Here is a 25657-nt window from a genome sequence, read left to right on the forward strand (position 1 = left end):
CCCCGGGGGCCGTTCACCGTTCGACCACACACCGACACTCTGCATCGAGGACTGCCACCATGCCGCACCCGCACCCGCACCCGCTGCCCCTGCCGCACCCCGACGTCGCCGCGCTGCTCGCGCGTTCCAACCGGTTGGGGTCGGATGCGCGCAACACCAACTTCGCCGGCGGGAACACCTCCGCCAAGGGCACCGCTGTCGACCCGGCCACCGGCGGCGAGGTCGAGCTGCTCTGGGTCAAGGGCTCCGGCGGCGACCTGGGCACCCTGACCGAGTCCGGCCTGGCCGCCCTGCGGCTGGACCGGCTGCGCGCGCTGGCCGCGGTGTACCCGGGGGTGGAGCGCGAGGACGAGATGGTCGCCGCGTTCGACTACTGCCTGCACGGCCGCGGCGGGGCCGCCCCGTCCATCGACACCGCGATGCACGGCCTGGTCGAGGCTGCGCACGTGGACCACCTGCACCCGGACTCGGGCATCGCGCTGGCCACCGCCGCCGACGGCGAGAAGCTGACCGCCGAGTGCTTCGGCGACACCGTCGCCTGGGTGCCCTGGCGCCGTCCCGGCTTCCAGCTCGGGCTGGACATCGCCGCGATCAAGCGGGACAACCCGCAGGCCGTCGGCTGCGTCCTGGGCGGGCACGGGATCACCGCCTGGGGCGACAGCAGTGACGAGGCCGAGGCCAACTCGCTGCACATCATCCGCACTGCCGAGGCCTTCCTGGCCGCCCGGGGCAAGGCCGAGCCGTTCGGCCCGCTGCTGGACGGCCACGGGCCGCTGCCGCTGGAGGAGCGCCGTGAGCGTGCCGCCGCGCTGGCCCCGCTGATCCGCGGGCTGGCCTCCACCGACCACCCGCAGGTGGGCCACTTCACCGACACCGAACCGGTGCTGGACTTCCTGGCCAGGGCCGAGCATCCGAGGCTGGCCGCGCTGGGCACCTCCTGCCCGGACCACTTCCTGCGCACCAAGGTCCGCCCGCTGGTCCTGGACCTGCCGCCGGGCGCCCCGCTGGAGCTGGCCAAGGCGCGGCTGACGGAGCTTCACACCGCCTACCGCACCGACTACCAGGCCTACTACGACCGGCACGCCACCCCCGACTCCCCGGCGATCCGCGGTGCGGACCCGGCGATCGTGCTGGTCCCCGGGGTCGGCATGTTCTCCTTCGGCAAGGACAAGCAGACCGCCCGGGTGGCCGGGGAGTTCTACCTCAACGCGATCAACGTGATGCGCGGCGCCGAGTCGGTGTCCGCCTACGCCCCGATCGAGGAGTCCGAGAAGTTCGCCATCGAGTACTGGGCGCTGGAGGAGGCCAAGCTGCGGCGGATGCCCGCGGCCAAGCCGCTGGCGACCAGGGTCGCCCTGGTCACCGGCGCCGGCAGCGGCATCGGCAAGGCCATCGCGCACCGGCTGGTCGCCGAGGGCGCCTGCGTGGTGGTCGCCGACCTGAACGCGGAGAACGCCGCCGCCGTCGCCGAGGAGCTGGGCGGCGCCGACAAGGCCGTCGCCGTCCCCGTGGACGTCACCAGCGAGGAGCAGATCGCCGCGGCGTTCAAGGCCGCCGCGCTGGCCTTCGGCGGGGTGGACCTGGTGGTCAACAACGCGGGCATCTCCATCTCCAAGCCGCTGCTGGAGACCACCGCCGAGGACTGGGACCTGCAGCACGACATCATGGCCCGCGGCTCCTTCCTGGTCTCCCGCGAGGCCGCCCGGACCATGGCCGAGCAGGGCCTCGGCGGCGACATCGTCTACATCGCCTCCAAGAACGCGGTCTTCGCCGGTCCCAACAACATCGCCTACTCCGCCACCAAGGCCGACCAGGCGCATCAGGTCCGGTTGCTGGCAGCGGAGTTGGGCGAGCACGGGATCCGGGTCAACGGGGTCAACCCGGACGGCGTGGTGCGCGGCTCCGGGATCTTCGCGGCCGGATGGGGCGCGCAGCGCGCGGCCACCTACGGCATCGAGGAGGACAAGCTCGGCGAGTTCTACGCCCAGCGGACCATCCTCAAGCGCGAGGTGCTGCCCGAGCACGTCGCCGCCGCGGTCTTCGCCCTCACCGGCGGCGACCTCACCCACACCACCGGCCTGCACATCCCCGTGGACGCCGGCGTCGCCGCCGCGTTCCTGCGCTGACACCCCCTCAGGTAGCACGTGAACCCCTCCTCCTCCCCACCATCCCCGGCCGCCTTCGTGGCGGCCGACCTCGGCGCGACCAGCGGCCGGGTGGTCGTCGGCCGGGTCGGCGACGGCAGCATCGACATGACGGAGGTCCACCGCTTCGCCAACACCCCGGTCCAGCTGCCCACCGGGCTGCACTGGGACATCCTCGGGCTCTACCAGGGGGTGCTGGACGGGCTGCGCGCGGCCGGCCGGTCCGGCCCGGTCGCCTCGATCGGGGTGGACAGCTGGGCCGTGGACTACGGCCTGCTCGACGCCGCCGGGGCGCTGCTGGGCAATCCGCACCACTACCGCGACCCGCGGACCGAGGGCGTCGCCGAGCGGACCCGCGAGGCGATCGGCGCGAGCCGGCTCTACCGGATCGCCGGACTGCAGCACCTGCCCTTCAACACCCTCTACCAGCTGGCCGCCGAGGCGGGCACGCCGCAGTCCGCGGCGGCCCGACGGCTGCTGCTGATCCCGGACCTGCTGACGCACTGGCTGACCGGGACGATCGGCGCGGAGGCCACCAACGCCTCCACCACCGGCCTGTACGACAGCACCGGGCAGGCCTGGTCGGGCGAGCTCGCACGGGCAGTGGGGATCGATCCCGGGCTGCTGACGCCGCTGCGGCAGCCCGGCGACCCCTGCGGCACCCTGCTGCCGCAGGCCGCCGCCGCCACCGGGCTGCCGCAGAGCACCCCGGTGACCGCGGTCGCCTCGCACGACACCGCGTCCGCGGTGGTCGCGGTGCCCGCGGACCGGCCGAACTTCGGCTACGTCTCCTGCGGCACCTGGTCGCTGGCCGGTCTGGAACTGGACGCGCCGGTGCTCGGCGAGGAGTCCAGGGCCGCGAACTTCACCAATGAGCTGGGCATCGACGGCACCACCCGCTACTTGCGCAACATCATGGGCCTGTGGCTGCTCAGCGAGACCCAGCGGAGCTGGCAGGCGCAGGGCAGGCCGCACCAGTTGGGCCCACTGCTGGAACAGGCCGCGCGGGCCCGGCCGCACGCGGCCGTGATCGACCCGGACGCCCCGGAGTTCCTCGCCCCCGGCGACATGCCGGCCCGGATCGAGGCCTTCTGCGTCAGGACCGGGCAGCGCCCCCCGGCCGACCAGGGCTCGTTGGTGCGCACCGTGCTGGAGGCGCTGGCGCTGGCGCACGCGCGCACCCTGCGCCGGGCCGCCGAGCTGGCCGGACGCGACATCGAGGTGATCCACCTGGTCGGCGGCGGCAGCCGGAACGAGCTGCTGTGCCAGCTCACCGCGGACGCCGCGGGACTGCCGGTGGTCGCCGGGCCGACCGAGGCCACCGCGCTGGGCAACGTCCTGGTCCAGGCCCGCGCCCACGGGCTGGTGCACGACCGGGCCGAGATGCGGCGGTTGGTCGCGGACACCCAGCGGTTGCGCCGCTACACTCCGCGCGGTGACCCGTCCGCGTGGTCGGCCGCCGCCGCCCGCGCGGGCCTGGTCCGATGACCGCCGCCCGCCCGACCACCTCTTACGTCCGAAGCCCGATGACCGACGACCCGCCCGCCGACCGCCCGAAGGAGCCGCGATGCGTGTCGCACTCTTCCTGACCTGCGTCAACGACGCGATCCATCCGCGCACCGGCCGGGCCGTGACGGTGCTGCTGGAACGGCTTGGCGTCGAGGTCGACTTCCCGGCCGGGCAGACCTGCTGCGGCCAGCCGCAGTACAACACCGGCTACCGGCGCGAGACCGAGCCGCTGCTGCGGCGGATGGCCGAGGTCTTCGACGGCTACGACTACGTGGTCGCCCCGTCCGGCTCGTGCACGGCGATGGTCCGCGACAACTACCCGCGGATCGGCGCCAAGGCACGGGCCGAGGGGCGCGGCGGCGCGCTGGCCGAGGCGGCGGAGTCGCTGCTGCCGCGGGTGCTGGAGCTGACCGAGTTCCTGGTGGACGTGCTGGGGGTGACCGACGTCGGCGCCTACTACCCGCACCGGGTCACCTACCACCCGTCCTGCCACGGGCTGCGGATGCTCGGCCTCGGCGACCGGCCGCGGCGGCTGCTGGAGGCGGTGGAGGGCCTGGAACTGGTCGAGCTGCCCGGGGCCGAGGAGTGCTGCGGCTTCGGCGGCACCTTTGCTGTGAAGAACCCGGATGTCTCCGCCGCCATGGGCGCGGACAAGGTCCGCAACGCCCTGTCCACCGGGGCCGGGGTGCTCTGCGGGGCGGACAACTCCTGCCTGCTGCACCTGGACGGCACCCTGCGCCGGGACGCGGCGCCGATGCGCGCCGTGCACCTGGCCGAGATCCTCGCCTCCACCCGGACGGAGCCCCTGCGATGAGCGGTACCTACCTCGGCATGCCCGCGTTCCCTGAGGCGGCGAAGGCCTCCACCAAGGACGCCCGGCTGCGGGCCAACCTCACCCACGCCACCCACACCATCCGCGACAAGCGTGCCCGCGCCGTCGCCGAGCTCGACGACTGGGCCCAGCTGCGCGAGGCCGGAAAGCAGATCAAGGACCAGACGCTGCGTCAGCTGGACCGGTACCTGCTCCAGGCCGAGGCGGCGGTCACCGCCGCGGGCGGCACGGTGCACTGGGCCGCCGACGCCGAGGAGGCGAACCGGATCGTCGCCGACCTGGTCAAGGCGACCGGCCGGACCGAGGTGGTCAAGGTCAAGTCGATGGCGACCCAGGAGATCGGGCTGAACGAGGCGCTGGCCGCCGAGGGCATCGCCGCCTACGAGACCGACCTGGCCGAGCTGATCGTCCAGCTCGGCGACGACCGTCCCTCGCACATCCTGGTCCCGGCGATCCACAAGAACCGCGGCGAGGTCCGTGAGATCTTCGCCGAGAAGATGGGGGAGTGGGGCCGCCCCGCCCCCGAGGGCCTGGGTGACGCCCCGGCCGAGCTGGCCGAGGCGGCCAGGCTGCACCTGCGGGAGAAGTTCCTGCGGGCCGAGGTCGGCGTCTCCGGCGCGAACTTCCTGGTCGCCGAGACCGGGACGCTGGTGGTGGTGGAGTCCGAGGGCAACGGCCGGATGTGCCTGACCCTGCCGAAGACGCTGATCTCCGTGGTCGGGATCGAGAAGGTCATCCCGACCTGGCGGGATCTGGAGGTGTTCCTGCAACTGCTGCCGCGCTCGTCCACCGCCGAGCGGATGAACCCCTACACCTCCACCTGGACCGGCACCACCGACGGCGACGGCCCGGAGGAGTTCCACCTGGTGCTGCTGGACAACGGCCGCACCGCCACCCTGGCCGACGAGGTCGGCCGGCAGGCGCTGCGCTGCATCCGCTGCTCGGCCTGCCTCAACGTCTGCCCGGTCTACGAGCGGGCCGGCGGGCACGCCTACGGCTCCGTCTACCCGGGGCCGATCGGCGCCATCCTGACCCCGCAGCTGCGCGGCACGGCCAGCGCGGTCGACGCCTCGCTGCCGTTCGCCTCCACCCTGTGCGGGGCCTGCTACGAGGTCTGCCCGGTCGCCATCGACATCCCCGAGGTGCTGGTGCACCTGCGCGAGCAGGTCGCCGACCAGGGCGGCCCCGGCCACCGCGGCGAACGGGTCGGGATGAGGGCGGCGACCTGGCTGCTGGACCACCCGGCCGCCCTCGGCGCCGCCGAACGGCTGGCCGCGAAGACCCGCCGGCTCCATCCCAGGAAGCTCCCGGTCGGCCCGGCCAAGGCCTGGACCGACAGCCGCGACCTGCCCGAGTTCCCCGAAGAACCGTTCCGCGACTGGTGGAGGAAGAACCGCCGATGACCTCCGCACGCGACCAGATCCTGGCCCGGATCAGGGCAGCCGTCCAGGACGCCCCGGAGCCCGCGCCGGTGCCGCGGGACTACCGGGACAGCCATGCCCCGGACGACCCCGGGGCGCTGGCGGACCTGCTGGCCGAGAACCTCGCCGACTACCGCGCCCTGGTGCACCGCTGCACCGAGCCCGAGCTGCCCGCGCTGATCGCCCGGCTGCTGGCCCGGCGCGGCTCCCGCTCGCTGCTGGTCCCGGACGGCCTCCCGGACGCCTGGACCGCGGACTGCGGGGTCCCGCTGCTCCGCGACGACCCCCCGCTCGGCGCGGACCGGCTGGACGCCGTCGACAGCGTGCTGACCGGCTGCGCCCTGGCCATCGCCGAGACCGGGACGGTGGTCCTGGACGCCGGGCCGGGCCAGGGCCGCCGGGCGCTGACCCTGGTCCCGGACCACCACCTCTGTGTGGTCCGGGTGCCGGAGCAGGTGGTGGCCTCGGTCCCGCGGGCGGTGCCGAGGCTGGATCCGACGCGTCCGCAGACCTGGATCTCCGGGCCGTCGGCGACCAGCGACATCGAGCTGGACCGGGTCGAGGGCGTGCACGGCCCGCGCACCCTCGAGGTCGTCCTGCTCGGCTGACCCCCGGGCCCCCACCGCCAACGCCCGGCCGCGTCCGCGTCCCCCCGAGGGGGCCGCGGGCCGCGGCCGGGCCGTCGGCATGTCCGGACGGCGGATGAACAACGTTTCAATTCTGCCCGGCCGTCGAGGGGCGCCGACAGGCCCCGGGAGAGCGGGGCCGGAGGGCCGAGAAGGCCCTTGGCCGACTCGATTTCGGGCACGTTATTGAATCGTGTCAATCGATGCCGAGCACCCTTGCTGCGCACGTTTCCGCAGGTCGGGGTTTGTGTCGGGGCCGGTCGGGGCGCCCGTCCCCGGATTGGGTAGCGTGCTGGGGTCGCGAGCATCCCTTGACGCACCCCGGGGCCGAAGCTAACTTCACGGCAACTCCGTTGAAACATTTCACAGCCCGGGTCGCAGTGGCCCGGAGAGCCAGGAGACTCCCCATGACCCACCCCGAACCGGACCTGGTTCCGGTCCTCGCGCTCGAGGGGGTGAGCAAGTCCTTCGGTGCCGTGCGCGCCCTGCGCGGGGTCTCCCTGGCCCTGTACGCGGGAGAGGCGCACGCCCTGGCGGGTGAGAACGGCGCCGGCAAGTCCACACTGATCAAGGCACTGGCCGGGGTGCACCGGCCGGACGAGGGCACCGTGATGCTGGACGGCGAGCCCGTCGTCTTCCACGGTCCCGCCGACGCCCGGGACGCGGGCGTGGCCGTCATCTACCAGGAGCCGACCCTCTTTCCCGACCTGTCGGTGGCCGAGAACATCTTCATGGGCCGCCAGCCCCGCCGCTCGTTCGGCCGGGTCGACCACAAGGCCGTGCACGCCGCGACCGCCGACCTGTTCCGCCGGCTCGGCGTCGACCTGGACCCGGAGCAGCCCGCCCGCGGCCTGTCCATCGCCGACCAGCAGCTGGTCGAGATCGCCAAGGCGCTGTCCTTCGACGCCCGGGTCCTGATCATGGACGAGCCCACCGCCGCCCTGACCGGCAGCGAGGTGGCCCGGCTGTTCGGCGTGGTGCGCACCCTGCGCGAGCAGGGCGCGGCCGTCCTCTTCATCTCGCACCGCCTTGAGGAGGTCTTCGCCCTGTGCCAGCGGGTCACCACCCTGCGGGACGGCGGCTGGATCGCCAGCGAGCCGGTCGAGGGCCTCGGCGAGGACGACCTGATCCGCCGGATGGTCGGCCGCGACCTGGACGAGCTCTACCCCAAGCTGCCCGCCGAGGTCGGCCAGGTCGCGCTGAGCGTGCGCCGGCTGACCCGGGAGGGCGTCTTCACCGATGTCTCCTTCGAGGTCCGCAGCGGCGAGATCGTCGGCCTGGCCGGACTGGTCGGAGCAGGCCGCAGCGAGGTGGCCCGCGCCGTGTTCGGCGTGGACCGCTGGGACGGCGGCACGGTCGAGGTGGCCGGAAAGCCGCTGAAGCCGGGCGCCCCCAGCCTGGCCATGGCCGCGGGTCTGGCCCTGGTCCCCGAGGACCGCAGGGCGCAGGGCCTGGTGATGGACATGTCCATCGAACGCAATATCGGGCTGACCGGGCTGCGCGAGACCTCGCGGGCCGGGGTGATGAACCGCTCCGGCGAGCGCAGCCGCGCCGTCGACTGGGCGGTCAGGCTCCAGGTCAAGTACGCCCGGCTGGGCGACGTGGTCGGCACCCTGTCCGGCGGCAACCAGCAGAAGGTGGTGCTGGCCAAGTGGCTGGCCACCGCGCCCGCCGTGCTGATCGTGGACGAGCCCACCCGCGGCATCGACGTCGGCACCAAGGCCGAGGTGCACCGGCTGCTCTCGCAGCTCGCGGCGCAGGGCGTCGCGGTCCTGATGATCTCCTCCGACCTGCCGGAGATCCTCGGGATGGCGGACCGGGTGCTGGTCATGCACGAGGGCCGGATCGCCGCCGAGATCCCCAGGGCCGAGGCCACCGAGCAGTCGGTGATGGCGGCGGCCACCGGCGTCACGAGGAGGGCGGCATGACCACCACTCTGGAACCCGTCCGGGTCGCGGCCCCCGCCTCCGGGGGACTGCTGGACCGGGTGCTGAAGATGCGCGAACTGGCCATCCTCGCCGTCCTGGTGCTGATGCTGGTCGCCACCCAGATCGACAACAGCGCCTTCCTGTCCGTGCAGGGGATCAAGGACCTGCTGCTGAACGCGACCATCCTGGTGCTGGTCGCGGTCGGCGAGGCGATGGTGGTGGTCACCCGCAACGTCGACCTGTCGGTCGGCTCGGTGCTGGGCATCACCGCCTTCGCCGCCGGGAACTTCCTGCAGGGCGGCGGCAACCCGTTCGTCGCGGTGCTGCTGGCGGTGGCGCTGGGCGCGGCCTTCGGGGCGCTGAACGGACTGCTGGTCAGCATCGGCCAGGTGCCCGCGCTGGTGGTCACCCTCGGCACGCTCTACATCATCCGCGGCATCGACTCGATCTGGGTCGGCTCGCGCGAGATCACCGCCAGCGACCTGCCGTCCGGTTTCACCGGCTTCGGCCACGACGGGGTGTCGGCGATCCCCTACCTGGCCGTGCTGGCCGCCGTGGTCCTGGTCGCGGTCGCCTACTACCTGCGGAACTACCGCAGCGGACGCGAGTCCTACGCCCTGGGCTCCAGCCCGGAGGCGGCCGGACTGGCCGGAGTCCCGGTCCGCAAGCGCATCCTGACCGCGTACATCGCCTGCGGCGCACTGGCCGGACTGGCCGGCGCGCTCTACCTGGCCCGCTTCGGCAACGTCGACTCGGGCACCGGCACCGGCTACGAACTCACGGTGGTCAGCGCCGTGGTCGTCGGCGGCGTCGCCTTCACCGGCGGCTCCGGCAGCGTCTACGGGGTCGCCCTCGGCGCCCTGCTGCTGACCTCCATCAACAGCGTCCTGCCCTCGATCGGCGTCAGCTCGGTCTGGGTCCAGGCCATCGACGGAATCCTGCTGCTCACCGCCATCGCCGTGGACCGGATCGTGGCCCTGCGGGTCGCCGGTGTGCTGCGGAAGCGGGCAGCGGAGACGAGGAGCGCCCGCCATGGCTGACACCGAACTCGCCGCCCGGCTGCGCGGAGCGGTCCGCTGGGACACCGTCGTCGCCGCCCTGCTGGTGGTCCTGCTGGTCTGCTCGTTCTCCTTCGTGGGCAACTTCGGCAACGCGCTGAACCTGTCCTTCCTGATCGGCAACACCCTGCCGATCGCGCTGATCGCGCTGCCGATGACGCTGCTGGTGGTCTCCGGCGAGATCGACCTGTCGGTGGGCTCCACGGCCGGCCTGTCCGGGGCGGTCATGGGCGCGCTGTGGAACGCGGGCTACTCGATCCAGCTGATCATCCCGATCTGCCTGCTGCTGGGGATCGTCTGCGGGCTGGTCAACGGCCTGCTGGTGACCCGGCTCGGGCTGCCCTCACTGGCCGTCACCATCGGCACCCTGGCCGCCTACCGGGGGATCGCCCAGATCGTGCTGGGCGCCAACTCGGTGACCGACTTCCCGCAGCAGTACCTGGACTTCGGCTCCGGCCGGATCGCCGGAACCTTCATCCCCTACGCCGCGATCCCCTGGGCGGTGCTGCTGCTGGCCGCCGTGCTGGTGCTGCACGCCACGCCGATCGGCCGCTCGCTGTTCGCGGTCGGCGCCTCGGAGGAGGCGGCGCGGTTCAGCGGGGTGCGGGTCAAGCGGCTGAAGCTGTCCATGTTCGTCGCCACCGGCTTCGTCTCCGCGCTGACCGGCGTGTTCTGGGCGCTGCACTACGCCAGCGCCCGCTACGACAACGCCACCGGCCTGGAACTGTCGGTCGTCGCCGCGGTCCTGCTCGGCGGGATCGACTTCGACGGCGGCCGGGGCACCCTCGGCGGCGCGGTCGCCGGGGTGTTCCTGCTCGGCGCGCTGCAGAACGTGATGAGCCTGGTCAACGTCTCGGCGCAGTCCCAGATCGTGGTCACCGGCGTGCTGCTGGTGACCTCCGTCCTCGGCCCGCGGGTCGCCCGGCAGCTCGCGGTCGCCCGCGCCCGCCGGCAGTCGATCGGGCTGCCGGCCCCGGCGCCCGCCCCGGTCGGCGGCAGCTGACCCGCCCTCCCCTTCCGCTTTCTCCCTTCACCGTCCCTGCCCGACCCCTCATCCAGGCTTCGGCCTGCCCATGTGCTGCCGCGGCAGCGAGAGGAACCACCACCATGTCCCAGAGATACGCCCCCGCCGGCCGCCTCGGCGTGGCCCTCGCCGTCTCCGCCTCCGTCGTCCTGGCCATGACCGCCTGCGGCGGGACCACCAAGAAGTCCACCGACTCGGCGGCCTCCTCGGCCCCGGCCGCGGCCGGGAGCGCCACCGCCGACCCGAACGCCCCCACCAAGACCGGCCTGACCGTGGCCTTCCTGCCCAAGCAGGTCAACAACCCCTACTTCACCATCTCCGACAACGGCGGCAAGGCCGCGCTGACCTCCCTCGGCGAGACCTACAAGGAGGTCGGCACCAGCAGCGGCACCGACACCGCGGGCCAGGTCTCCTACGTCAACACGCTGACCCAGCAGAAGGTCTCCGCGATCGCGGTCTCGGCCCAGGACCCGGGCGCCCTGTGCACCGCGCTCAAGCAGGCGATGTCCAACGGCATCAAGGTGGTCACCTACGACTCGGACACCAACCCCGGCTGTCGGCAGCTGTTCATCTCCCAGGCCAGCTCCGAGGCGCTCGGCCGGAGCGAGGTCGACCTGCTCGGCAAGCAGCTCAACTACACCGGCGACATCGCGATCCTGTCGGCCGCGCAGACCGCGACCAACCAGAACACCTGGATCGGCTTCATGGAGGACGAGCTGAAGAAGCCCCAGTTCGCCAAGATGAAGCTGGTCAAGATCGCCTACGGCAACGACGACGCGCAGACCTCGTTCCAGCAGACCCAGGGCCTGCTGCAGCAGTACCCGAACCTGAAGGGGATCATCTCCCCGACCACGGTCGGCATCAAGGCCGCCGCGCAGTACCTGGCCGGGTCCAAGTACAAGGGCAAGGTGCTGCTGACCGGTCTCGGCACCCCGAACGACATGCGCGCCTACGTCAAGAACGGCACGGTCCAGGGCTTCGAGCTGTGGGACCCGGCCAAGCTGGGCAGCCTCGCCGCCTACGCCGCCACCGCGCTGGCCTCCGGCCAGATCACCGGCGCCACCGGGCAGACCTTCAAGGCCGGTGACCTGGGCACCTTCACCGTCGGTGCGCAGGGCGTGGTGGTCCTCGGCGCGCCCACCGTGTTCGACAGCGCGAACATCGACCAGTTCAACTTCTGACCGGTCCCGATTCCGGTCCGGCCGGGCGCCGCCACCGCTGGGCGGCGCCCGGCCGGACCCCGCAGCCCCTGTGAGGAGGAGTGCCCGTGCGGCGCGCCTGCTTTCTGCTGAAGGTCCGTCAGGACCGGCTGGACGAGTACCGGGACCGGCACCGGGCGGTGTGGCCGGAGATGCGGGCCGCGCTGACCGCGGCCGGATGGGGGAACTACTCGCTGTTCCTGCGCGAGGACGGGCTCCTGGTCGGCTACCTGGAGACCGAGGACTTCGACGCCTCGCTCGCGGCGATGGCCGGGACCGAGGTGAACGCCCGCTGGCAGGCCGAGATGGCGGAGTTCTTCGAGGCCCTGGACGGAGCCGCCCCGGACACCGCGATGGTTCCGCTGACCGAGGTGTTCCACCTGGCCTGAGCCAGGACACGGCGCTCGGACCCGGGCGCGACCCCATACGATGAGCAGTCACCGGTGGTCCGGAACCCCGGTGTCGGCGCGAGGCGGCAGGACGGGCGCGTGGCACAGATGGTGGGTATCAAGGACGTGGCCCGGCAGGCCGGGGTCTCGGTGGGCACGGTGTCCAACGTGATCAACCGTCCTGACATGGTCTCCGAGGAGACCAGGTTCCGGGTCCAGGCCGTGATCGAGCGCCTCGGCTACGTCCGGAGCGAGTCCGCCCGGCAGCTCCGCGCCGGGCAGAGCCGGATCATGGCGCTGCTGGTGCTGGACATGGGCAACCCCTTCTTCGTGGACGTGGCCCGCGGCGCCGAGCGGGCCGCCCGCGCGGCCGGCCTCGGCGTGATGGTCTGCAACAGCGGCCAGAGCGCCGCCGAGGAGGCCGAGTACCTCTCGCTGTTCGCCGAGCAGCGGGTCCGCGGCGTGCTGCTCACCCCGGCCGACGCCAGCGGGCGCAACCTGGACTCCTTCCGCCGCCACCGGATCCCCTTCGTCCTGGTGGACCGGGTCGCGGCCGGGTCGGCCGAGTGCTCGGTCTCGGTGGACGACGTGGTCGGCGGCACCCTGGCGGTGCGGCACCTGGTCGCGGCCGGGCACCGTTCGATCGGCTACGTCAGCGGCCCCGGCCACCTGCAGCAGATCAAGGACCGCCGACTCGGCGCGCTGGCCGCGCTGGCCGAGGCGGGGCTGCCGCCGGAGGCCCTGCAGGACCTGCCCACCGAGGGCCTGGACGTGGCCGCGGGACGGGACGCGGGGGCCAGACTGCTCGGGCTGACCCGGCGGCCCACCGCGGTCTTCTGCGCCAACGACCTGCTGGCGCTCGGGGTACTGCAGGCGCTCTACGCGGCCGGGGTGAGCGTCCCCGGGGAGCTCGCCATCGTCGGCTACGACGACATCGAGTTCGCCGCCGCGGCGGCCGTCCCGCTCACCTCGGTCCGTCAGCCCGCCCTCACCATGGGCACGCTGGCCGCCGAGCTGCTGCTGGAGGAGACCGACGACGACGCCGAGAAGCACCGGCACCAGCGCGTGGTGCTGCAGCCGGAGCTGGTCGTGCGCAGTTCCTCGCTCGCTCCGCGCTGAGTCCTGCGTTCTGAGTCCTGCGCGCTGAGTCCTGCCCAAGTCATTGACGCGCAAAGGGCGCTCTCATACATTTCCTACGTGTTGCAGTATTGAAACGTTTCATGCACTCTCACGCCTAGGAAAGGCCGGGGTCATGCGCCGAATCTGGATCGTTCTAGCCGCCGTCGCGGCGTGCGTGGCGGGCTGCCTGGCCGCCGTTCCCGCCGCCACCGCGGCCCCTACTGCGGCTCCCGCCGCGTCCGCCGCGGGCTTCGCGCCGTCCACCCGGACGCTGGCGCCGGTCGCGGTGCAGGGGACCTCGGGGACGGTCACCGCCCCGCAGAACGTGCTCTCCGGGGCCGCCACCCGGATCTCCGGCGCCAACTCCTCCCTGGTGCTCGACTTCGGCAAGGAGGTCGGCGGGCTGGTGACGCTGACCTTCGGCGGCGCCAGCGGCAGCGGCCGCCAGGTCGGCCTGGCGTTCAGCGAGTCCTCGCTCTACGTCGGCCCCACCAGCGACCTCAGCAGCGGCACCGTCTACTCCGGCAGCGGGACCGACGGCGCGCTCTCCACCACCGTGAACGGCGCGACCAGCTACACCATGCCGACCGACAAGCTCCGCGGCGGCTTCCGCTACCTGACCGTCTTCCTCTCCTCGTCCGGCTGGGTCGACCTGACCGGCGTCTCGCTCGCCTTCACCGGGGCCGCCGGGATGAGCGACCCCAGCGCCTACGCCAACTCCTTCTCCTCCAGCGACCCGCTGCTGAACCGGATCTGGTACGCGGGCGCATACACCGTGCAGATGGACACCATCGCCCCGGACACCGGCCGCGCCTACCCGCCGCCTGCCTCGGGCTGGGAGAACGACGCCGTGGTCGGCGCGGGCGCGGGCGTCCTGGTGGACGGGGCCAAGCGGGACCGCGCGGTGTGGCCGGGCGACCTGGGCATCTCGCTGCCCACCGAGTACGTCTCCACCGACGACACCGCCTCCAGCCGCAACGCCCTGACCGCGCTCTACCAGCACCAGAACGCCTCCACCGGGGAGCTGGAGTACGGCGGACCCGCCGTCAACTTCTACGGCTCCGACACCTACCACACCTGGACCCTGATCGGGACGTCCAGCTACTACACCTACTCCGCCGACAAGGCCTGGCTGGACTCGGTCTGGAGCAGGTACAAGCTCGGCATGGCCTTCATCACCGGCAAGATCGACGGCAACGGCCTGCTGAACGTCACCGGCACCGCCGACTGGGCCCGCGGCGACCAGGGCGGCGAGAACATCGAGGCCAACGCGCTGCTCTACGCGGCGCTCACCGGCGGCGCGACGCTGGCCGCGGCCGAGGGCGACGGCACCGACGCCGCCGACTGGCAGCAGCGCGCGGCCACCCTCAAGGCGGCGGCCAACCAGCGGCTCTGGAACAGCGCCGTCGGCCTCTACCGGGACAACCCGACCAGCACCCTCTACCCGCAGGACGGCAACTCGCTGGCGGTCTGGTACGGGCTGACCGACAGCACCGCCGAGAACAGCAGCATCGTCCAGGGCCTGGCCGCCCGCTGGAACCAGTACGGCGCGGCCAGCCCGGAGAAGGACGGCGGCGCGATCGGCACCTTCCCCGGCTCGATGGAGGTCCAGGCGCACTTCGTGGCCGGGGACGACATCGACGCGCTCACCCTGATCCGGCGCGAGTGGGGCTACATGCTCGACTCGCCGCTGGGCACCGGCAGCACCTTCTGGGAGGGCTTCCGCTCGGACGGCTCGTTCGACTACGGCGGCACCTACATGAGCCTGGCCCACGGCTGGGCCACCGGACCGACCTCCGCGCTGACCTCCTACGTCCTCGGCCTGCTGCCCACCGGCACCAGCGGCTACGACTTCGCCCCGCACCCCGGCGACCTGACCCACGCCGAGGGCAGCATCACCATGCCGCAGGGCAAGGTCTCCGGCTCCTGGAACTACGCCGCCGCCGCGGGCACCCTCAGCGGGACGCTCACCGCCCCGGCCGGGACCAGCGGCACGATCGGCGTGCCGACCTACGGCTCGTCCGCCGTCAGCGTCACCGTGGACGGCGCCACGGTGTGGAGCGGCGGCGCGTTCCACGCCGGGGCCGGGCTCACCGGGGGCTCCTCGGCCGGCGGCTACCTCCGGCTGACCGGGGCGGCCCCCGGCAGCCACACCGTCACCGCGACCGGCCTCGGCCCGCAGACGCCCTTCGCCACCTCGGTGACCGGCAGCGCCCTCCCGGCCGGCTACACCCTCTGCGCGGCCGAGGGCGGCAGCTGCACCCCCAGCAGCACCCAGGTCATGGCCTACGGCGCCGGAAGCTACCGCTACCGGACCGTCAGCGGGACGACCGCCTGCGGGACTTCGTCCTTCGGCGGGACCGACCCGGCGTTCGGGGTGCTGAAGTCCTGCTACCTGGCCCCGGCCGGCGGGCCCGCGGGCTACACCGCCTGCGCCGCCGAGAACGGCAGCTGCACGGTCAGCGGGACCCGTGAGGTCGCCTACGGCCTCAACGGCGCCTACCGGTTCCAGGTGGTCACCGGGAGCACCCCGTGCACCAGCGCCGCTTTCGGCACCGACCCGCTGCCCAACGTGGCCAAGACCTGCTGGGCCGCCCCGGCCGGGGCGCCGCCCGGCGGCTGGACCGCCTGCGCCGCCGAGAGCGGCAGCTGCGCCGTCACCGGCGCGCAGCCGATCGCCTACGGCGCCGACGGGGCGTTCTGGCTCGGCCGCTCCAACGGCACGACCACCTGCGGCAACGCCACCATGGGGGTCGACCCGGTCTACGACGTGGCCAAGACCTGCTACGCGCCGTCGGGGCCCCCGGCCGGCTTCGGCGCCACCTGCTCGGCCGAGAACGGCAGCTGCTCGTTCAGCGGCCAACGGACCGTCGCCTACGGCGCCGACGGCGACTTCCTCTACCGCACCTTCACCGGCGGCGCGTCCTGCACCAGCACCGCCTTCGGCAGCGACCCGCTCTACGGCGTCGCCAAGTCCTGCTACCTCACGTCCTGACAACCCTCACGGAGAGACCCTCATGACGACGCCCCACAAGCGACGCATCGGCATCGCCCTGGCCCTGCTGGGCACGGCGGTGGCGGGACTGCCCGCCGCGCACGCCGCCGCCCACGGCGCACCCGCACCCCGGCCCTGGGACGCCTACAACCTCTCGCCCGCGAGCCGCACGGTCACCCCGGTCAAGGTCACCAGGACCACCGGCACGGTCGACGGCGCGAGCGGGGTGCTGACCGGCAAGGAGGTCACGCTGACCGGCGCCGGCTCGTCGATCACGCTGGACTTCGGCAAGGAGGTCGGCGGGCTGACCAGCCTGCACTTCGGCGCCGGAAACACCGCGGGCCAGCAACTCGGCCTGGCCTTCAGCGAGTCGTCCCAGTACATCGGCCCCGACAGCGACTCCAGCAACGGGGGCGGCGGCAGCGACGGCGCGATCTACGCGGACGTCGCCCCGGGCACGGGCTGGACCGTGCCGCAGGCCTCGCTGCGCGGCGGGTTCCGCTACCTGACGCTGTTCTCCAGGACCGGGGGTCCGATCTCGCTGGACCACGTCTCGCTGGACATCACCTTCGCGCCGACCACGGCGAACCTGCGCGACTACGACAACTACTTCTACTCCAGCGACCCGCTGCTGAACCGGATCTGGTACGCGGGCGCCTACACCGTGCAGACCAACACCATCGCGCCGACCACCGGCCGGGTCTGGGGCCCGCCGGCCGGCGGCTGGGACAACAGCGGGACGGTCGGCACCGGGGACACCGTGCTGGTCGACGGCGCCAAGCGGGACCGCACGGTGTGGCCGGGCGACCTGGGCGTCTCGGTGCCCACCGAGTACGCCTCGCTGGGGGATCTCACCCCCACCCGCAATGCGCTGACCACGCTCTACCAGCACCAGGCGGCGTCCGGTGAACTGCCTTTCGCCGGACCGGAGGTGAACTTCTACGGCTCCGACACCTACCACCTGTGGACCCTGATCGGCACCGCCAACTACTACCAGTACTCGCACGACAAGGGCTGGTTGGACGGCGAGTGGTCCAACTACCAGCGCGCGCTGGCCTTCTCGCTGGCCAAGGTCGGCCCTGACGGCTTGATGAACGTCACCGGCACCGCCGACTGGGCCCGCGGCGACCAGGGCGGCGAGAACATCGAGGCCAACGCGCTGCTCTACCAGGCCCTGGTGACCGGTGCGGAGCTGGCAGCCGCCGAGGGCGACCAGGCCTCGGCCGCGGCCTGGACCGCGAAGGCCGCCGCCCTCCGCGCCGCCGTCAACTCCCTGCTCTGGGACGACGCGGCGGGCCAGTACCGGGACAACCCGACCAGCGACCTGCACCCGCAGGACGGCAACTCGGCCGCGGTCTGGTTCGGTCTGGCCCCGGCCGACCGGGCCAAGCGGGTGAGTGCCGCGCTGACCACCAACTGGAACCAGTACGGCGCGACCACCCCGGAGAAGAACTCGGAGATCGCCACCTTCCCCGGCTCGATGGAGATCCAGGCCCACCTCCAGGCCGGGGACGCCACCCAGGCGCTGGACCTGATCCGGCGCGAGTGGGGCTACATGCTCAACTCACCGCTCGGCACCGGCAGCACCTTCTGGGAGGGCTATCTGGCGAACGGTCAGTTCGGCTACGGCGGCGCCTACATGAGCGCCTCGCACGGCTGGGCCACCGGGCCGACCTCCGCGCTGACCTTCGACGTGCTCGGCATCCACCCCGAGTCGGTCGGCGGCGGCTACGCGCTGCGACCGCAGCCCGGAGACCTCAAGAACGCCGAGGGCTCGCTGAAGACGCCGCTCGGCGACATCAAGCTCTCCTGGCGGCACGACGTCGACAGCCGCAGCTTCAGCGAGCAGGTCGACGCCCCGACCGCGGCGGTCACCGAGGTCGACGTGCCCACCTTCGGCGCCACCACCCGGGTCACCGTCAACGGGCGGACGGTCTGGGACGGCCGCCACGGCCACGGCTACGGCGCCCACAGCGCTGACGGCTACGTGGAGTTGACCGGCGTCCCGGCCCACGCCGTGATCCGGAGCCAGGCGGTCGGCCGGGTCGCCACCACGCTGAGCGCGGCGGTGACGTCGACCACGACCGCACCGGTGCAGGCCGGGCACACGCTCACGGTTCCGGTCACGGTCAGCGCCCAGGGCGACACCGTGCTGAGGGGAAAGCTCAACGCGGCCCTGCCCGCAGGCTGGACCGCCGACCCGGCGAGCTTCACCCTGGACACCCGCTACGGGCCGACCGACACCGTGGTCCCGCTGACCGTGCACGCGCCGGCCGGGGCCGGCAGCGGGCCGCAGTCGATCACCGTCACCGCGGCGGTCGGCCGGGTCACCGCCCGGGTCAGCACCCCCGTGCTGGTGTTCGGCAGTTGGCCGACGGGAACCACCGCCGCGGCCTCCAGCGCGCACGCGCCCAACGTCTTCAACGGCCAGACCCGTACCTACGACGCGGCCAACGCCATCGACGGCGACCTCGGCACCTTCTGGAACGACGACACCCCGGGGCAGTTCCCGGACACGCTGACGGTCACCACCCCGGCGCCGGTCACCCTGCATGGGGTCGGCTTCGCCTCCATCGTGGACGGCGTGCCCACCGACTTCAGCGTGCAGACCTGGGACGGCACCGGCTGGACCACCCAGGCGGAGGTGAGTGGCAACAGCGCGGTCGACCGCTGGATCCCGTTCAGCACGCCGGTCACCACCACGCAGGTCCGCCTGGTCGTCACCGGGTCGCAGACCCAGAACGGCAACTTCACCCGGGTCGCCGAACTCACCCCGTAGTTCCCCCGATTCTGACCATTCGTCAATTCACCGGCACCACCCCATCCTGGAGCCCTCATGCCCTCGTTCATGTCCTCGGCGCGCCCGTCCCCGCGGGTGGCGCGCACCGTCCAGGCGATAGCCGTGGCCGGGGCGCTGACCGCGACCTTCGCCGTCGCCGGTCCCGCCTCCGCGCACACCGGCGCGTCCGCGCCCAGCTGGCAGCAGTACGTGCAGGCGCCGTCCAGCCGTTCGGTGCAGCCGGTCACCGTGGTGGCCACCACGGGTGACGTCAGCCACCCGACCGGCGCCCTCGGCCGGGGCACCGCGGTGCTCAACCGGGCGGCCCCCGCGCCCAAGCCGGTCTGGCCGAGCGGCACCACCGCGACCGCCTCCTCGTACCACGACGGCAACAACGGCAACGACAACAAGCCGCGGACCTACCTCCCCGGCAACGCCGTGGACGGGAACACCGACACCTTCTGGAACGACGCCAACGCCGCCACCTACCCGGCCTGGCTGCAGATCACCAGCCCGACCGCGGTGAAGCTGCCCGGCATCACCGTGCTCTCCAACAGCGACGGCATGCCGCAGGACTTCACCGTGCAGACCTGGGACGGCGCGGCCTGGACCACCCAGGCCACCGTCACCGGCAACTCCGACGTACAGCGCGCGGTCGCCTTCGCCGCGCCGGTCAGCACCACCCAGGTGCGGATCAACGTGACCAAGGACGAGGCCAGCCCCAAGGGCGAGTACACCAGGATCAACGAGGTCTGGCCCGGCCTGGTCGCCGCCGACCCGGTGGCCCCGAGCATCACCCTGGACTTCGGCAAGGTGGTGTCCGGCTACCCCAGGATCAGCTTCGCCGGGGCCTCCGGGAACAGCCCCGGCGTCCGGCTCGCCTTCTCGGAGACGCTGCAGTACCTGACCGACCGCTCCGACTTCACCCGCTCCGACGTCAGCGGCGGCCCCGGAACCGACCAGTACGCGGTGCCGCAGCAGGGCGGGATCTGGACCGACACCAAGGGCTGCGTCAGCGGCAGCAAGGTCTGCGCCGACGGCCTGCACGGCTTCCGCTACCTGAAGATCAGCCTGGACGCGCTGGCCGCGGACGCCCCGATCGACCAGGCCTTCGGCACCGTGAAGATCAACGGCGTCTCGCTGGACTTCACCCCGTTCCTGGGCACCCCGAGCAGTTACACCGGCTGGTTCGAGTCCTCCGACAAGCAGCTGAACCAGTACTGGTACGACGCCTCCTACACCAACGAGCTGGTCACCGACACCTTCCGGTCCGACGACGTCGACCCGCGCGGCGCGGACACCCCGGGCCTGGACGGCAAGCTGGTGCTGCAGGACGGCGCCAAGCGGGACCGCGACCCGTACGTCGGCGACATCGCGGTCTCCGGCCGGACCACCTACCTCACCCACGACACCGCGGTCGCCGCCCGCAACGTGCTGGCCGACCTGGCGAACCATCAGCGGGCGGACGGCTGGATCCCGCCGGCCTCGATCAACAACTACACCCTCCCGCTGTTCGACTACCCGATGTGGTGGGTCACCAGCAGCTGGGACTACGTGCTCTACACCGGCGACACCGCCTACGCGCAGGGGTACTACCCCAACCTGGTCAAGGTGCTGGACGACTGGTACCCGAGCGTCACCGACGCCAACGGCCTGCTCGCCAAGGGCCTCAACGGCACCGGCGGCTACGGCGACTACGCCTTCCTGGGCCGGACCGGCGAGGTCACCTACTACAACGCGCTGTACGTCCAGGCGCTCAAGGACGCCGCGGCGATGGCCCGTTCGCTCGGCCACGGCGCCGACGCCGACCGCTGGGATGCGCGGGCGCAGACCGTCAGCACCGCGATCAACGCCCACCTGTGGGACAGCGCCACCGGCGCCTACCTCGACTCGGCGACCGGACCGGTCCGGCACGCCCAGGACGGCAACGGCCTGGCCGTGGTCGCCGGGGTGGCCTCCCCGGCGCAGGCCACCTCGTCGCTGGACTACCTGGCCAAGAACACCGCGCTGCCGTACGGCAACTCCTTCATGGACAACGACACCCTGGTCTCCGACGGGACCCAGCGGGTCTACGCCTTCACCAGCTACCCCGACATCCAGGCCCGCTTCCTCAGCGGCCAGGCCGGCTCCGCGATCGACGAGATCAAGCGGCTGTACGGCTGGATGGCCGGCCACGGCCCCGGCATCACCGACTGGGAGGGCATCGGCGCGGGCGGGTCCATGTACGAGGGCGGCTACACCTCCGCCGCGCACGGCTGGTCCACCGGCGTCGTCCCGGCGCTGACCAACGACCTGCTCGGGGCCACCCCGACCGGACCGGGCTTCAGCAGCTGGAGCGTGCAGCCGCACCCGGGCACGGTCAGCTGGGCGCGTGGCCAACTCCCGACGCCGCACGGCCCGCTGACGGTCAGTTGGACCGTCGGCAAGGGATCGCAGAAGTTCAGCCTGACCGTGACCGCGCCCAAGGGCACCTCGGGCTCGGTCGCCGTCCCGGTCAGCGGCAAGGCCGTGGTCCGGGTGGACGGCAGGACGGTGTGGAACGGCTCCGCCGCCGTCTCCGGCTCCGGGGCCGTGCTCAAGGACGGCTGTGTCACCCTGTCCGCCGTCGCGGCCGGCAGCCACACCGTGACGGTGACCTCATGAGCGCCCGCGGCGGTTTCCGCGGCCGGCTGCGGTCCCGGCTGGTGGTGCTCGCCACCGTGCTGGCGGCGGTGGCGGCGGTGCCGTCCGCCGCGTCCGCCGCCTCGGCGGTCCCGGACGCGCAGCACCGGGCCCCGCACGGGGCGGGCACCGCGCTGGCGCCGACCGGGCTGCGGATCGACGGCCAGGGGCCCGGCCTGCCGGCCGGGGAGTCCCGGCCCACCCTCTCCTGGACCGTCAACGACTCCGGGCGGGCCGAGACCCAGACCGCCTACGAGGTCCGCCTCGGCTCGGGACGCAGCGGCGGCTGGGACTCCGGCAAGGTCAGCTCGTCGAACTCGACCCAGGTCGGCTACGCCGGGCCCGCCCTCAGCAGCGACCACAGCTACGTCTGGTCGGTGCGGACCTGGAACCGGGAGGGGCAGGCGTCCGCGTGGTCGGCGCCCGCCTCGTTCGACACCGGGCTGCTCGACCCGTCCGACTGGTCCGCCTGGTGGCTGCAGGTCGATGACGGCGCCCTGGTCCGCGGCGACGTCCGGATCACCAAGCCGGTGGCGCGGGCGCGGCTCTACTTCGCGGCGCAGGGCATCGTCGAACCGCACCTGAACGGGGCGCGGGTCGACCCGAACGAGGTGCTGGACTCCTCGGTGACGGACTACCGGTCGCGGGTCCTCTACCGCGACCTCGACGTCACCGCCAAGCTGCACCAGGGCGCCAACGCGCTGGCGTTCATGGCCGGCAAGGGCCAGTCCAGCGGACGCCCGACGTTCGTGGCGCAGCTGGACGTCACCTACACCGACGGCAGCAGGGCGGTGTTCGGCACCGACCCGACCTGGAGGACCGCCGCCGGTCCGGTGACCGGCGACGACTTCTACTACGGCGAGACCTACGACGCCCGCAAGGCCGTCACCGGCTGGGACACGGCCGGCTTCGACGACAGCGGCTGGGCCGCGGCGCACGCGGTGGCCCCCGCGTCGCACCCGGTGAGCCTGGCCCAGGGCAAGCCGGTCACCTCGCTGGACGCCACGGTCTGCTGCGGCTGGTCGCCGTCCGCGCTGACCGACGGGATCGACGGCTCCACCGACGCCTCGCAGGGCTACCACTCGGCGATCGAGTCCAGCGCCGACACGGCCAAGTGGGTGCAGACCGACCTCGGCAGCGACCAGGCGATCCGTCAGATCCGGCTGTTCCCGGCCCGGCCGACCAACGACCCGGCCGGCGACTTCCCGGCGGCCGGGTTCCCGGTCCGCTACCTGGTCCAGGTCAGCGACGACCCGACCTTCGCCACCGCGACCACGGTCGCCGACCGCACCGGCGCCGACCAGCCGTCGCCGGGCACCGCACCGGTGGTCCTGGACACCGACGCCACCGGCCGCTACGTCCGGGTCACCGCGACCGTGCTGCGCTGCATCGGCAGCAGCTGCACCTTCCGGCTGGCCGAACTCGGCGTCTACGGTGCGCATCCGGCGATCGGCTACTCCGGGGTGACCCGGCTGCAGGTCGACAGCACCCCGCCGACCGAGGTGGTGCAGACGCTCACCCCGGTCAAGGAGACCCGCCCGGCCGCGGGCAAGCGGGTCTACGACTTCGGCAAGGACGTCACCGGCTGGGTGACCGTCACCGCGGCCCAGCCGTCCGGGACCACGGTGGACATCAAGAAGGGCGAGATCCTCGACCCGTCCGGGGAGGTCTCCACCGCCAACATCAGCTTCTCGGCGAGCGACCCGCCCCGGCAGACCGACCACTACACCTTCAGCGGCTCAGGGACCGAGAGCTACGCGCCGCACTTCAACTACTCCGGCTTCCGCTACGCCGAGCTGACCGGCCTGCCGGACGACGCCGAGGTGACCGTCACCGCCCAGGTCGAGCACACCGACGTGGCCACCACCGGGCAGTTCAGCAGCTCCAACCCGCTGCTGAACTCGATCCAGGCCGCCGTCGCGCAGACCCAGCTGAACGACCTGCAGTCGATCCCGCTGGACTGCCCGACCCGGGAGAAGCACGGCTGGCTCGGCGACGCCGCGGACTCCGACATCGAGGCGATGAGCAACTACGACATGCAGTCGTTCTACACCAAGTGGCTCGGCGACGTGGCGACCAGCATCAACCCGGACGGCAGCATCCCCTCGGTGGCGCCGGCCAACGGCGGCCAGAGCTCCTGGGCCACCGACCCGGCCTGGGGCACCGCGTATCCGCAGATCATCTGGGACAGCTACACCCAGTACGGCAGCACCGCGCCGATCACCGCCAACTACGCGCACGTCAAGGCGTGGGTGGACTACCTGGGCACGATCAGCGACGCCGACCACATCGTGGTGAACTCGCCGACCTCCTGGGGCGATGACTGGGTCGCCTCGGTCAGCACCCCGCACGACTACTTCCAGACCGGCTACTCCTACCTGGACACCACCCTGCTCGCGAAGATGGCCGCGGTGATCGGCAACAAGGCCGACGCGCAGCACTACAGCGCGCTGGCGGCGCAGATCGCCGCCGGGTTCACCAAGCGCTACTTCAACGCCGACACCGGCGTGTTCGGCACCGGGACGCAGCTGTCCTACGCGATGCCGCTGGTGTTCGGGCTGGTCCCGGCCGGTCACCAGCAGACCACCGCGGACCGGCTGGTGCAGGACATCACCGCCCACGACGACCACCTCACCACCGGCTTCGTCGGCACCACGCTGGTGTTCCAGGCGCTCGGCCTGACCGGGCGCGACGACGTCGCGCTGGCCGTCGCCGAGCGCACCGACTACCCGAGCTTCGGCTACATGGTCAGCCAGGGCCCCGGCACCATCTGGGAGAAGTGGCCCAACTCCTCGGCTCCGGACGGGACCTCCTCCAAGGACCACATCGGCCTCGGCGGCTCGATCGGCCAGTGGTTCTACCAGCAACTGGCCGGCATCCAGCCGGGGAGCTCCGGCTCCGGCTACCGGACGCTGACCCTGGCGCCCAGCGTGGTCGGCGACCTGACCTCGGCCTCGGGGAAGCAGCAGACGGCGCGCGGCACGGTCGTCAGCTCCTGGCAGCGCGACGGGTCCACGCTGACCTACCACGCGGTGGTCCCGGTCGGCGCGACCGCGACGATCCGGCTGCCGCTGCTCGGCGGCGCGCAGTCCACCGTCCGCGAGGGCGGCCGGACCGTCTACGCGGCCGGGCACCGGCAGCAGTCCGACCCCGGTCTCACCACCGGCCCGGCGACCGACGACACGCTGACGCTGACCGCGGGCTCCGGCGACTACACCTTCACGGTCACCCCGCCGAAGACGTCCTTCAGCCGGGTGTCGGTGACGGTGGCCCAGCCGGGCCCGATCACCGCGGGCGGCAGCGGCGACCTCGCCGCCGTGGTCGAGGGCCGGTCCACCGGCGGCGGCTCGGCCGTGGTCGGCGCCACCCTGCCGGCCGGCTGGTCGGCGACGTCGAACCCGGCGTCCGTCCCGCTCACCCCGGCCACCACGGACGTCCACGCGACGCTGCGGGTGACCGTGCCGAGCGGCACCGCGGGCGGGGCGTACCCGGTCACGGTGACGGTGAAGGCGCCGGACGGGACGGTGGCGAAGCAGACGGTCCAGGTGTCGGTCTTCGGGCGCTGGCCCGCGGGCACCACCGCGAGCGCGTCGAGTGAGCACGCACCCAACGTGGTCGACGGCGCGACCCGTACCTATCTCGCGGGCAACGCGATCGACGGGAACCTCGCGACCTTCTGGAACGACGACACCTTCGGCCAGTACCCGGACACCCTCACCGTCAGCACGCCGACGGCGGTGACGCTGCACGGGGTGGGGTTCGCCTCGATCTCCGACGGCGTCCCCACCGCCTTCACCGTGCAGACCTGGGACGGCAGCCAGTGGGTGACCCAGGCGGACGTCTCCGGCAACACAGCGCTGTCCCGCTGGATCCCGTTCGCCGCCGGGGTGACCACCAGTCAGGTCCGGCTGGTGGTGACGGCCACCCAGGACGGCTACACCAGGGTCGCCGAACTGACCCCGTAGGGCCTACG

The 25657-nt window shown here is 72.7% G+C and carries 15 protein-coding genes; all 15 read left to right on the top strand.

Annotated elements, in window-relative coordinates; translation table 11 throughout:
- The first annotated feature begins 59 nt into the window (after positions 1-59).
- The 15 genes from ACEZDE_RS15515 (at position 60) to ACEZDE_RS15585 (ending at position 25649) form a co-directional block, all read left to right on the top strand.
- Complete coding sequence (locus tag ACEZDE_RS15515; RefSeq protein WP_380536748.1) at positions 60-2126, top strand: bifunctional aldolase/short-chain dehydrogenase; 2067 nt, start codon at positions 60-62, stop codon at positions 2124-2126.
- Positions 2127-2144: 18 nt separating this feature from the next.
- Positions 2145-3632, top strand: a complete 1488-nt coding sequence (locus ACEZDE_RS15520; protein ID WP_380536749.1) for a rhamnulokinase — start codon at positions 2145-2147, stop codon at positions 3630-3632.
- A gap of 79 nt (positions 3633-3711) precedes the next feature.
- Positions 3712-4467: a (Fe-S)-binding protein gene (locus tag ACEZDE_RS15525; RefSeq protein ID WP_380536751.1), complete on the top strand. Its 756-nt coding sequence runs from the start codon at positions 3712-3714 to the stop codon at positions 4465-4467.
- Positions 4464-5888, top strand: coding sequence for a LutB/LldF family L-lactate oxidation iron-sulfur protein (locus ACEZDE_RS15530; RefSeq protein ID WP_380536754.1), 1425 nt, complete (start codon positions 4464-4466; stop codon positions 5886-5888). Before ACEZDE_RS15525 ends, ACEZDE_RS15530 begins: the two co-directional genes overlap by 4 nt.
- Positions 5885-6514, top strand: a complete 630-nt coding sequence (locus ACEZDE_RS15535; RefSeq protein ID WP_380536755.1) for a LutC/YkgG family protein — start codon at positions 5885-5887, stop codon at positions 6512-6514. Before ACEZDE_RS15530 ends, ACEZDE_RS15535 begins: the two co-directional genes overlap by 4 nt.
- A gap of 425 nt (positions 6515-6939) precedes the next feature.
- The gene (locus ACEZDE_RS15540; protein ID WP_380536757.1) at positions 6940-8460 is read left to right on the top strand and encodes a sugar ABC transporter ATP-binding protein; all 1521 of its coding nucleotides are present in this window, start codon (positions 6940-6942) and stop codon (positions 8458-8460) included.
- Positions 8457-9500 (top strand): ABC transporter permease, encoded by a 1044-nt coding sequence (locus tag ACEZDE_RS15545; RefSeq protein WP_380536760.1) that lies wholly within the window; start codon positions 8457-8459, stop codon positions 9498-9500. Before ACEZDE_RS15540 ends, ACEZDE_RS15545 begins: the two co-directional genes overlap by 4 nt.
- Complete coding sequence (locus tag ACEZDE_RS15550; RefSeq protein ID WP_380536761.1) at positions 9493-10521, top strand: ABC transporter permease; 1029 nt, start codon at positions 9493-9495, stop codon at positions 10519-10521. The genes ACEZDE_RS15545 and ACEZDE_RS15550 overlap by 8 nt, the downstream gene beginning before the upstream one ends.
- Positions 10522-10625: 104 nt before the next feature.
- Complete coding sequence (rhaS, locus tag ACEZDE_RS15555; protein ID WP_380536762.1) at positions 10626-11723, top strand: rhamnose ABC transporter substrate-binding protein; 1098 nt, start codon at positions 10626-10628, stop codon at positions 11721-11723.
- Positions 11724-11809: 86 nt separating this feature from the next.
- Entirely contained in the window at positions 11810-12130 is a 321-nt protein-coding gene (locus tag ACEZDE_RS15560) for an L-rhamnose mutarotase (protein ID WP_380536763.1), read from the top strand.
- Between the two features lie 99 nt (positions 12131-12229).
- Entirely contained in the window at positions 12230-13249 is a 1020-nt protein-coding gene (locus ACEZDE_RS15565) for a LacI family DNA-binding transcriptional regulator (protein ID WP_380536764.1), read from the top strand.
- 133 nt (positions 13250-13382) lie between these two features.
- Positions 13383-16244 carry an alpha-L-rhamnosidase-related protein gene (locus ACEZDE_RS15570; protein WP_380536767.1) on the top strand — a complete coding sequence of 954 codons (2862 nt, stop codon included), beginning with the start codon at positions 13383-13385 and terminating at the stop codon, positions 16242-16244.
- A gap of 22 nt (positions 16245-16266) precedes the next feature.
- On the top strand, positions 16267-19023 hold the full coding sequence (locus tag ACEZDE_RS15575; protein ID WP_380536768.1) for an alpha-L-rhamnosidase-related protein: 2757 nt from the start codon (positions 16267-16269) through the stop codon (positions 19021-19023).
- Between the two features lie 57 nt (positions 19024-19080).
- Complete coding sequence (locus tag ACEZDE_RS15580; protein ID WP_380536770.1) at positions 19081-21666, top strand: alpha-L-rhamnosidase-related protein; 2586 nt, start codon at positions 19081-19083, stop codon at positions 21664-21666.
- Complete coding sequence (locus tag ACEZDE_RS15585) at positions 21663-25649, top strand: family 78 glycoside hydrolase catalytic domain (RefSeq protein ID WP_380536773.1); 3987 nt, start codon at positions 21663-21665, stop codon at positions 25647-25649. Before ACEZDE_RS15580 ends, ACEZDE_RS15585 begins: the two co-directional genes overlap by 4 nt.
- Positions 25650-25657: the final 8 nt, after the last annotated feature.

This window comes from Streptacidiphilus cavernicola (assembly GCF_042510955.1).
Classification (GTDB): Bacteria; Actinomycetota; Actinomycetes; order Streptomycetales; family Streptomycetaceae; genus Streptacidiphilus; species Streptacidiphilus cavernicola.